The 9,620-nt window shown below is 46.3% G+C and carries 10 protein-coding genes, 3 tRNA genes and 1 riboswitch; of the genes, 10 read left to right on the top strand and 3 right to left on the bottom strand.

Annotated features, from left to right (window positions below; all coding sequences use genetic code 11):
* Window positions 1-154: 154 nt before the first annotated feature.
* The 5 genes from JO375_RS22295 (at window position 155) to JO375_RS22275 (ending at window position 2,052) form a co-directional block, all read left to right on the top strand.
* Window positions 155-230: transfer RNA gene (locus JO375_RS22295), tRNA-Lys, on the top strand.
* A 15-nt stretch (window positions 231-245) separates the two neighbouring features.
* A tRNA-Leu gene (locus tag JO375_RS22290) sits at window positions 246-328 on the top strand.
* A gap of 165 nt (window positions 329-493) precedes the next feature.
* Window positions 494-949, top strand: coding sequence for a MarR family winged helix-turn-helix transcriptional regulator (locus tag JO375_RS22285; RefSeq protein WP_229526512.1), 456 nt, complete (start codon window positions 494-496; stop codon window positions 947-949).
* A 187-nt stretch (window positions 950-1,136) separates the two neighbouring features.
* Window positions 1,137-1,511 carry a helix-turn-helix domain-containing protein gene (locus JO375_RS22280; protein WP_229526511.1) on the top strand — a complete coding sequence of 125 codons (375 nt, stop codon included), beginning with the start codon at window positions 1,137-1,139 and terminating at the stop codon, window positions 1,509-1,511.
* A gap of 157 nt (window positions 1,512-1,668) precedes the next feature.
* Window positions 1,669-2,052 carry a helix-turn-helix domain-containing protein gene (locus tag JO375_RS22275; protein ID WP_229526510.1) on the top strand — a complete coding sequence of 128 codons (384 nt, stop codon included), beginning with the start codon at window positions 1,669-1,671 and terminating at the stop codon, window positions 2,050-2,052.
* Between the two features lie 125 nt (window positions 2,053-2,177).
* Here the strand turns inward: JO375_RS22275 and JO375_RS22270 are convergent, their stop codons facing one another.
* Together JO375_RS22270 and JO375_RS22265 are read right to left on the bottom strand one after the other, a co-directional pair.
* A complete protein-coding gene (locus JO375_RS22270) occupies window positions 2,178-2,399 on the bottom strand; it encodes an XRE family transcriptional regulator (RefSeq protein WP_229526509.1) in 222 nt (73 codons plus the stop codon).
* A gap of 292 nt (window positions 2,400-2,691) precedes the next feature.
* Window positions 2,692-3,429 (bottom strand): urease accessory protein UreF, encoded by a 738-nt coding sequence (locus tag JO375_RS22265; protein WP_229526508.1) that lies wholly within the window; start codon window positions 3,427-3,429, stop codon window positions 2,692-2,694.
* Window positions 3,430-3,691: 262 nt separating this feature from the next.
* On the opposite strand from JO375_RS22265, the gene JO375_RS22260 reads away from it, so the two are divergent.
* A tRNA-Leu gene (locus tag JO375_RS22260) sits at window positions 3,692-3,774 on the top strand.
* 99 nt (window positions 3,775-3,873) lie between these two features.
* On the opposite strand, the gene JO375_RS22255 is transcribed toward JO375_RS22260, so the two are convergent.
* Window positions 3,874-4,359, bottom strand: coding sequence for a glutathione peroxidase (locus tag JO375_RS22255; protein ID WP_229526507.1), 486 nt, complete (start codon window positions 4,357-4,359; stop codon window positions 3,874-3,876).
* A 382-nt stretch (window positions 4,360-4,741) separates the two neighbouring features.
* Window positions 4,742-4,914, top strand: a riboswitch (cyclic di-AMP (ydaO/yuaA leader).
* 115 nt (window positions 4,915-5,029) lie between these two features.
* On the opposite strand from JO375_RS22255, the gene JO375_RS22245 reads away from it, so the two are divergent.
* From JO375_RS22245 to kdpB, 4 genes are all read left to right on the top strand, one after another.
* Entirely contained in the window at window positions 5,030-5,425 is a 396-nt protein-coding gene (locus JO375_RS22245; protein ID WP_229526505.1) for a hypothetical protein, read from the top strand.
* Window positions 5,426-5,606: 181 nt separating this feature from the next.
* Entirely contained in the window at window positions 5,607-5,684 is a 78-nt protein-coding gene (locus tag JO375_RS25185) for a potassium-transporting ATPase subunit F (RefSeq protein ID WP_377531938.1), read from the top strand.
* 148 nt (window positions 5,685-5,832) lie between these two features.
* Window positions 5,833-7,509 (top strand): potassium-transporting ATPase subunit KdpA, encoded by a 1,677-nt coding sequence (gene kdpA / locus JO375_RS22240; protein ID WP_229526504.1) that lies wholly within the window; start codon window positions 5,833-5,835, stop codon window positions 7,507-7,509.
* Window positions 7,510-7,553: 44 nt separating this feature from the next.
* Window positions 7,554-9,584 carry a potassium-transporting ATPase subunit KdpB gene (kdpB, locus tag JO375_RS22235; RefSeq protein WP_229526503.1) on the top strand — a complete coding sequence of 677 codons (2,031 nt, stop codon included), beginning with the start codon at window positions 7,554-7,556 and terminating at the stop codon, window positions 9,582-9,584.
* The last annotated feature ends 36 nt before the right edge of the window (window positions 9,585-9,620 follow it).

Raw genomic sequence — 9,620 nt, 5'->3', positions numbered from 1 at the left:
CGTTGGTCAAGGGGTTAAGACACCTCCCTTTCACGGAGGTAACAGGGGTTCGAATCCCCTACGGGTCATTGTTGTCTTGATAGATTACATGTTGCATGCTTAAGGGGTATTCCTGAGGTCTGGTCTAATGGCGGACAGCTTGGATGAACAGCATGAGCCATTAGCTCAGTTGGTAGAGCACCTGACTTTTAATCAGGGTGTCGAAGGTTCGAGTCCTTCATGGCTCACCATTTATATTTTGTTATGCGGTCGTGGTGGAATGGCAGACACGCTATCTTGAGGGGGTAGTGAGCGTACGCTCGTGGAGGTTCGAGTCCTCTCGACCGCATCAATGGAATGAACGGAAAAGTCTCTCGCAGTAGAGGCTTTTTTTGTTTGCGTAGTGATGCAAAAAAAGTAATCATTCTAATGAAATAATGATTAAATAGTATAATATAACGACATAATGTTATAAAATGATAAGTATAAACTTACGAAGTGACGGTGAAAAATTATGGACACTCAACTGTTAGGAAATATATCAGAAAATATTTTGGGCTTGTTTCCGATTGTGAAGAAGAAGTTTTTCACCTACGGTCCGCTCGATTTCCCATTACATTTATCGCCTAATAACTTTCAGGTTTTATTGCTGCTGCGCGAGGTACGCTCGTCAACGGTATCGGATTTGTCCAAACAGCTTAATGTTTCACGTCCGAACATGACTCCTCTTTTGGACAAGCTGGTGGAGCATGGGCTGGCTGATCGCCAGTCCTGTGACTCGGATCGCAGAGTCGTAAACGTGGCCATTACTGAAGAGGGCGATGCTTTTTGTGAACAGGTATTTCATGTATTTTCCGGTAAAATCCAGGAGAGACTGGTGTTCTTGCCGGAAGAGGATTTATTGCGCCTGAGTGAAGCGTTGAATGAATTGAAGCAGATTTTACTTAAAATCGACAACTCCACTCCGTAATTGGTATACACAAGATGACTGGGGGCGCCGCCGTTTTCTTCGGAAAACAGGCGGTTTTTGTTGTATAATGTGGTATAATAAAAGCCAACATACATAATTCGGCAATTGGGGCACATGTGATCTTTGAAATGGAACCAGGGGACATGATATCGTTAATAGAGAGCCTGCTAGGGAGGAAGGAACTTCTATGCAATCTATTTACCAACGTATTGAGCAACTTATCAAGGAACGGGGAATGACCAAAAAAGCGTTTTGCGAGCAGTTGGGGATTAGTACGGGCAACTTTGGAGATTGGAAAAGAGGAAAAACGACGCCGGGCACGAATAAACTCATTGAGATCGCTTCGTTTTTTAATGCCAGTCTGGATTGGATTATGCTGGGACGAGAGGTGCAGGGTGAGGCCTTGAAGGAGTCGAAGGACCTTTATTTTTTTGGAGCTTCAGGGCAACTGAATTGCCAGGGGGAATCGCTTGGTAAGGCAGAAAAGGATTTTATACTTGAGTATATTGAATTTACTCGTTTTCGTAAAGAGAAAAATCAGAGCAATTCCACTATTGAATAATGTTTTTTGAGTTTTGACGAAAAATCACCTGAATAAGTGAGCATTTTGCATAAACCCAGCAAGCGTCTTCTGATCGAATGATCTTGCTTAAGTAAGAATGAGTAGGCTTGAAATGAGGTTTCAATAGTGAAAGTTACGGTGTTGGAGGGGAAGTATTTTGGGAGATCAAACGATTTATCAGCGGATTGAAGCTTTGATTAAGGATCGGGGCATGACCAAGAAGGCATTTTGTGAAAAGCTTAAAATCAGTTCAGGAAATCTCGGCGATTGGAGAAGAGGAAAGACGACGCCTGGTACGGCGCATTTAATTCAGATTTCCGACTTTTTTAACGTTTCGCTCGACTGGTTAATGAAAGGGATCAAGCCGGGGGAAGGTGTCCTTCAGGAACAAAAGGCTGCTTATTTTTTTGGGGTGATGGGGCCATTGGATTGCCAGGTAGAAGATCTGAATGCAGATGAACAGAATTTTATTTTGGAATATGTTGAATTTGCGAAATACCGTAAGCAAAAAAATGAGAATAACAAAGCAAAGCCAGAATGATCTCCTCGTTAAATACCCAGAATGAAAACCCGTAAAACGGACTGGCGGGTTCGAATTACGAGTTTATTTAGGGTATATGGGGTTAGATTGCTATTTATGCAACTGGACTTCTTATATTGTTAATTTTATAGTATTGATGCCTCCTTATAATCGTTATCGTCAATGTTCAGAATTGCAGCAACTTTTTTTCTGTACCTATGTGCTCTGCGGGTGCCATGAATCAGATTGGATAAACGTGAAGGCGGAATGTTGTGTTCTTCGCAAAATGTTTTCTGATCCATTCGAAGTTCGACAAGCCGTTGTTTGATGGCCCACCCGAAGGAGGTGACAGGCATTTTGTTGTTCAAGAGAAATCGCCCCTTACGGATTTTTGCAGAATAATTGGTGTGTTATAATAATCATCAGTAAACATGTTAGAATTAACCATCTGAAACCATGATACACTTTTATGCGTGTTTTTACAATCGTAAATGCGTTATTTTATCAAAATAATTACTTGAATAAGTTATAGATGGCTTGGATCGTCCGTCTAGAGCCTGCCACGGTGTGGAAGTATGTATGTTAGGGAAAAAGCACTCTGCCGCTTGAAGAAAGTGGAAGAGTGCTTTTCGTGCTGCGGCCGGATGGTGGACGCAACCATTAGGGGGATGCCGGAAGGCGCTTGGATAAGCCAGGCGCGGAAAACGGCCTCACTTCATCCGATTGACTCTTGCGAGTCCAATAAGGGGGTTGAGTGATGTAGGAGCTGGACCAATGCCTGTAAAGCAGCTCGTGCTGAAATGCGGCTGGCTCAGGCGCATTGAGCGTTGTCCAGACGGTGAGCAGTTCGCTGGTCGTACGCTCGATGAAAGGATTCTTTTCCTCGTAAGGTGTATTCAGCAGCTTGGAAGCATCCTCGACACAAAAGGACACCACTGCGGCAAGATAGCCGTGAATCGTCTGCTCCATATCATTTCCCAGGAGGAAGTTGATCCAGGTATGAACGGTAGCGAGCGTGCCAGTTGCGCTGTACTGAATGAGGCTCTCCTCAAGCTGATCAAATTCAAGCCAAGGATAAAGAGCTTTAGCTAGCTTGATCAGGCGCTGACCGGATAGACGTGACTCTTGCGTGTGCTGTAGAGACGAACGCTGGGTGTGCAGCATCTTATCAATAAGAGCCATGCGCCAGCCGTCCTCCTGCTGAATGGCGGCATACAGGCTTTTGATAGCCATGCCATCCAAGGCTGTGAATTGGGTATACAAGACGTCCCTCATGTAATGCACCAGGTCTTGCAGGCATGTCAATCGTCCATTACGGAACAACTCCTCCAATCCATAAGAACGGGTAAAGCCGCCGACGGGCAGGGAAGGGTCCAACAGTAATGCATAATTCAGCAAGCGGTTGCCATTGTTCAGGGGAGTTCACCTCCTTAAATGAGATTTTTTGTTATATTGATTGACATTCAAGTTGTATCTAACGAGTCTTTTTAATATTTTATGTAATATATATTCACATTTATAAGCCTGGAATGTCAAATTGAATATTTCTATAACTTCGATTTGTTATGAAAAGTAACACGGAAAAAAATTATTATATTTGGGTTTACAAATACAAGCTAAGGTAGTATAATAAATCTGTTGCCTCAAAACATTATGATTTGCGGTCGTGGTGGAATGGCAGACACGCTATCTTGAGGGGGTAGTGGGCGTACGCCCGTGGAGGTTCGAGTCCTCTCGACCGCATAATAGGTGAGACAGAACTGCAAAAAAGCATCCTGACACGTTTTGCGTGAAGGATGCCTTTTTTTGTATTCGGAATGATTCTTTTTGTATTCATAAGTCTCATTTTTCCTGCAAAAGCTTTTTAATATCTCCCGCCAGCTTATCCGGCGTTGTTTGCGGTGCATAGCGCTTAAATACGTTGCCTTTCCGTGTGATTAAGAATTTCGTAAAATTCCACTTGATCGCTTTGGAGCCTAATACCCCTGGAGCTGTACTGGTAAGATATCGAAATAAAGGGTGTGCCTGATCTCCATTAACATCCGTCTTGGCGAACATCGGGAAGCTGACTCCGTAATTGAGCTGGCAAAACTCCGCAATCTCCTCGCTGGAACCCGGTTCTTGCTTGGCAAATTGGTTGCTTGGGAACCCCAAAATTTCAAGCCCCTGTTCATGGTAATGGTCGTACAACTCCTGCAGCGCTTTATATTGAGGGGTTAGTCCACATTTGCTGGCCGTGTTCACGATAAGCAAAACTTTTCCTTCATAAATGGACAATGGAATCTCTTTCCCCTGCAGGGACGTGGCGGCATATTCATAAATGTCCATCGTATCTCTCCTTATCAGATATTTTACAATCAAATTGTAAACAATTAATAAAGAAATGGCAAGTTTGCAATAGATGTAATTAGCATTCATTTGATTTTGTAAAATCGTATTTTGCTCAAAATGGCAAATCGCGCTGTAAATGGAGCGAATTGCGGTGTTTCTTCTCTTACGCCAATATTGACATGCCTGTCATTTTCAAAAAGAGGTAAAAAACAGAGCTTTAAGGAGATGGGAGAAGCATATTTGAATTGTAAGCGTTATTATTGACACTTTGTGCTCTAAAGACCGATTTATAACCCTGTAGGTGAGCTTTACAGTGCTCCTCGTGCGGGTGTATGATTCAAGACGTAATTTCAAATTAACAAGAATGAACAAGCAACAAATTATCTAATCGCTGAATTTTGCAGTAGCAAAAGCGGGGGAACCAATCGGGATGTATACGGCTTTGGAAGCCGTAGTCCTATGGGGTGAATTTTTCGGCCAAGTGCCGGAAATAGGGCGACTCTCACGTCCGAATCCGACAGCTAACCTCGTAAGCGTACAGGGAGAGGCAACAAACCGCCGTGTAGCCATGGTTTATTTGATCATGGATATGTAAGAAGCCGGAGGAAAAGCCTTTTTCCTTTGGCTTCTTTTTTGTTGTCTTTTTATACCGGGAGAGGAGTTACAGATGGAAGGTCGGTTAATCATTGTCACTGCACCGAATGAAGCGGGCAGAAGTTTTGTGAAATTGCTCATGTTCAAAAAACTGGCGTTTGCGGTACTCACCAATAGCGCTCAGGAGGAACGACAGCTCAAAAAAATGGGCGTGGAGCATATTGTACGCATCAATACGATGCAAACGGGAAAATGGAATTTTCCCAAAAAAGAAATCGGCAGCGTGTATTTGTTCGAAAACAGCATGAATCTGACTTGCCGTTTCCTGCAAATATGTCGGCCACTGACATCAGATTTGGTCTATGTCATTACGCACGGCTGTAATCCACAAGGAATTTATCGGGGATTGGGAGCGGACCATGTGATCTACACATTGAATGGAGAGGTGGGTTTTCTGCTGAACGGATAAGCGCTTAAACATAGTAGTTTTATATGGATGTTGGACTAAAAATAACGATTAGAGAAGCGATACGGGAGGGTATGAACATGATGGATCTATACATGCTGCTCGTGATGGCTGTGAGTTATGGGACGATACTGCTATTTGTACGCTGGTGTGATGCGCAGACCTCCAGAGGAGGACGAAGAGTATGATTGTTGTCCTTGGGCTTACAGCTGTTGTGCTTGTGTATTTAATTTACGCGCTCCTGAACCCTGAAAAGTTCTAATCAGCTAAGTGATAAAGCAGACAGGAACAGCAGATCAAGGATCAGGCAGCAGAGGCGGCGAGCTTAACGCAAACGTGTGCACTCGATTGGCGGTCCAGATCCCGTCTGTTGTTCTACACGCAGGAGCATTTCGGAGGAGGAATAGAGGATGGAGCTGCTGCAAATTGGACTTGTGATTGTCGTATTGCTGCTCTTGGTAAAGCCGGTAGGCACTTATATGTATCATGTGTTCTCGAATGAATCAAATTGGACGGATCGGATTTTTGCTGGAACGGAAAAGCTGATTTATAAGATTGTAGGCTTGAAGCAGCCGAAAAATATGCGCTGGACTACGTACGTTATGAGCTTTCTTGCTACCAATGTCGTGCTTGTGATCATCAGTTATGTGCTGCTGCGCTTGCAAGGAATGCTTCCCGGTAACCCGGCTGGAAATAGCAATATGGAAGCGACCTTGGCCTTTAACTCGGTAATCAGCTTTATGACCAATACGAATCTCCAGCATTACAGTGGAGAAAGCGGACTTACGTATCTGACACAGATGGCGTTTGTCACGATGATGATGTTCACGTCGGCGGCTTCCGGGCTTGCTGTTGCTGCGGCTTTTATGAGAGGAGTTACGCGGCGCGGCGAAGGGCTCGGGAACTTCTTTCAGGATTTTATCAAATCGGTTACCCGGATTTTTCTGCCGCTGGCCTTTGTGCTGACACTGGTGCTGGTTGGATTAAAAGTACCGCAGACACTGCAGCCTACGGCGAATATTACGACGCTGAGCGGAACTCAGCAGCAGATTGCTTTGGGACCTATTGCTTCATTGGAGTCCATCAAGCATCTCGGTACCAACGGGGGTGGTTATGCAGGAGCCAATTCTGCACATCCTTTTGAGAATCCAAGTCCCTGGACGAACGTGCTGGAAATTTTGGCGATGTGGGTGATGCCGGCTTCGCTGCCGTATACTTTCGGATTGTTTGCCCGTAATCGCAAGCAGGGCTGGGTTATTTTTAGCTCGATGATGGTATTGTTCCTCATTTTTCTATCCATTACGTACGTGTCTGAAAAGGCGGGGAATCCGCTGATACAGGCGCTGGGTGTGGATGCTTCTCAAGGAAGTATGGAAGGAAAAGAGGTGCGCTTTGGCATTGGGCAATCGGCATTATTCACTGCGGTGACGACAGCGGCGACGACCGGTTCGGTCAATAATATGCATGACACACTAACCCCGCTGGGTGGTATGGCCGCTTTGGGAGAAATGATGCTCAACGTCATTTTCGGCGGTAAAGGTGTCGGGCTGATGAATATGCTGATGTATGCGATTCTGGGTGTGTTCATATGCGGATTGATGGTCGGAAGAACGCCGGAGTTTATGGGGAGAAAAATTGAAGGCAAGGAAATGAAGCTGATCGCGATTGCCATTTTAGTGCATCCGTTTCTCATTCTAGCCCCGACTGCGCTCGCCTTTATGAGTCATTGGGGATATGATGCGGTCTCAAACCCCGGATATCACGGGTTGACTCAGGTGCTCTATGAATATGCATCATCTGCGGCAAATAACGGTTCGGGATTTGAAGGTCTTGCGGATAACAACGTGTTTTGGAACGTCACAACAGGGGTTGTTATGTTCTTTGGACGATATGTGTCTATGATTGCACTGCTGGCTGTAGCGGCTTCGTTGAATGCCAAAGCGCCGACCCCAGTGACGATGGGCACACTTCGCACGGACAATAAGCTGTTTGGGGCTATTCTGATCGGAGTAGTGCTCTTGATTGGTGCATTGACCTTTTTACCTGTAATCGTTTTGGGGCCTGTTGCCGAATTTTTGACCATGTAAAGATGTATGAAGAACATGAGAATGGATGAACGAGGTGCTTGATCATGAAGGAACAACGTAAACGCATGCTGGACAGAAGCATCTTGAAGCATGCGGTCAAGGATAGTTTTATAAAATTAAATCCGATGATCATGATGAAAAATCCCGTCATGTTTGTCGTGGAGATCGGTACACTGGTCGTGCTGTTGATGCTGCTGTTTCCCGGTTATTTTGGGACCGGGAAGGAAATGGGCTTTAATCTGGCTGTTTTTGTTATTCTGCTGTTCACGCTGCTTTTTGCTAATTTTGCCGAAGCGCTCGCGGAGGGACGGGGGAAGGCGCAGGCTGCCTCGTTGAAAAAATCCAAGCAGGATACAAAAGCCAACAAGCTTGTCGGGAATAACATTCAGGTAGTTAACTCAACAGAGCTGCGCAAAGGCGATATTGTAGTGGTCTCCCAGGGCGAGATGATTCCGGGTGACGGTGAGGTTATTGAAGGACTGGCCTCGGTGGATGAATCAGCGATAACAGGGGAATCGGCTCCGGTCATCAAGGAATCGGGCGGTGACTTTTGCTCGGTAACCGGTGGTACGCGGGTAGTGAGCGACCGAGTCAAGGTGCGGATTACGACAGAACCAGGCGAGACGTTTATTGATAAAATGATTTCGCTCGTGGAAGGGGCAAAGCGGCAAAAAACGCCGAATGAAATTGCACTGAACACGCTGTTGATCAGCTTGACGATTATTTTTTTGATCGTAGTGGTCACGCTGGCCCCGATTGCCCGTCATTTTAACATTGATTTGCCTGTTCCGGTATTGATTTCGTTGCTGGTTTGCCTGATTCCGACCACGATTGGTGGGCTGCTTTCCGCGATTGGGATTGCCGGTATGGACCGGGTTACCCAGTTTAATGTGCTGGCAATGTCAGGCAAGGCGGTGGAAGCATCCGGGGACATCAACACGATGATTCTCGACAAAACAGGTACAATCACCTTCGGGAACCGGATGGCTAGTGAATTCGTGCCCGTAGGGAACGTGGAAAAGGCAGAGCTAGTGAAATGGGCAGCGATGAGTTCCATAAAGGATGAGACGCCTGAGGGACGCTCGGTACTGGAATTGATGCGCAAGCAGGAATATACGCTGGAAGAAACCCTTGCGACAGGCGGAACCTTTATCGAGTTCAAGGCGGAAACCCGGATGAGTGGTATGGATCTGGCCGATGGCCGAAAGGTACGCAAGGGAGCGGTGGATTCTGTTCGGCAATGGATCATATCGCAAAAAGGCCATGTTCCAGCCGATCTGGAGGAAAAAGCAAACCAGGTCGCCTCTGAAGGAGGTACGCCGCTGGCAGTCGCGCTGGATGATCAGATATACGGCATTATTTATTTGAAGGATACAGTGAAGCCAGGCATGAAGGAGCGGTTTGACCAGCTCCGGGAAATGGGTATTCGTACGATTATGTGTACCGGGGACAATCCGCTCACCGCTGCTACCATTGCACGTGAAGCAGGTGTGGACGATTTTGTAGCTGAAAGCAAACCGGAAGATAAAATAGCGGTTATTCGCCGTGAGCAGGAACAGGGCAAGCTGGTGGCCATGACCGGTGACGGCACCAATGATGCGCCTGCGCTGGCCCAGGCAGATGTCGGTCTCGCCATGAATAGCGGGACGGTCGCGGCCAAGGAAGCGGCCAATATGGTGGATCTGGACTCCGATCCGTCCAAAATTATCGAGGTGGTCGCGATCGGCAAGCAACTGCTCATGACACGCGGCGCGCTGACAACGTTTAGCATCGCGAATGATGTTGCCAAATATTTTGCCATTATCCCGGCGATGTTCATGCTGGCCATTCCGCAAATGGGCGCTTTGAATGTCATGGGACTTGGCTCCCCGCTGTCAGCTATTTTGTCGGCGCTGATCTTTAACGCGGTTATTATTCCGCTCCTGATTCCGCTGGCCATGAGGGGGGTAAAGTATAAGCCGATGAGCTCGGACCGTCTGCTCGGACGGAACCTGCTGATTTATGGTTTAGGCGGTATGGTGGTGCCGTTTGTCGGCATCAAGGCCATTGATTTGCTGGTGCATTTGTGGATTTAAGCAGCCTGGATGAGGATGCATTTCAGATACAGTGGA

Origin of the sequence: Paenibacillus farraposensis (genome assembly GCF_020736845.1) — a bacterium.
Taxonomy (GTDB): domain Bacteria; phylum Bacillota; class Bacilli; order Paenibacillales; family Paenibacillaceae; genus Paenibacillus; species Paenibacillus farraposensis.
The sequence above is the reverse complement of the archived record's forward strand: the minus strand, read 5'-3'. Positions and strand labels throughout refer to the sequence as shown.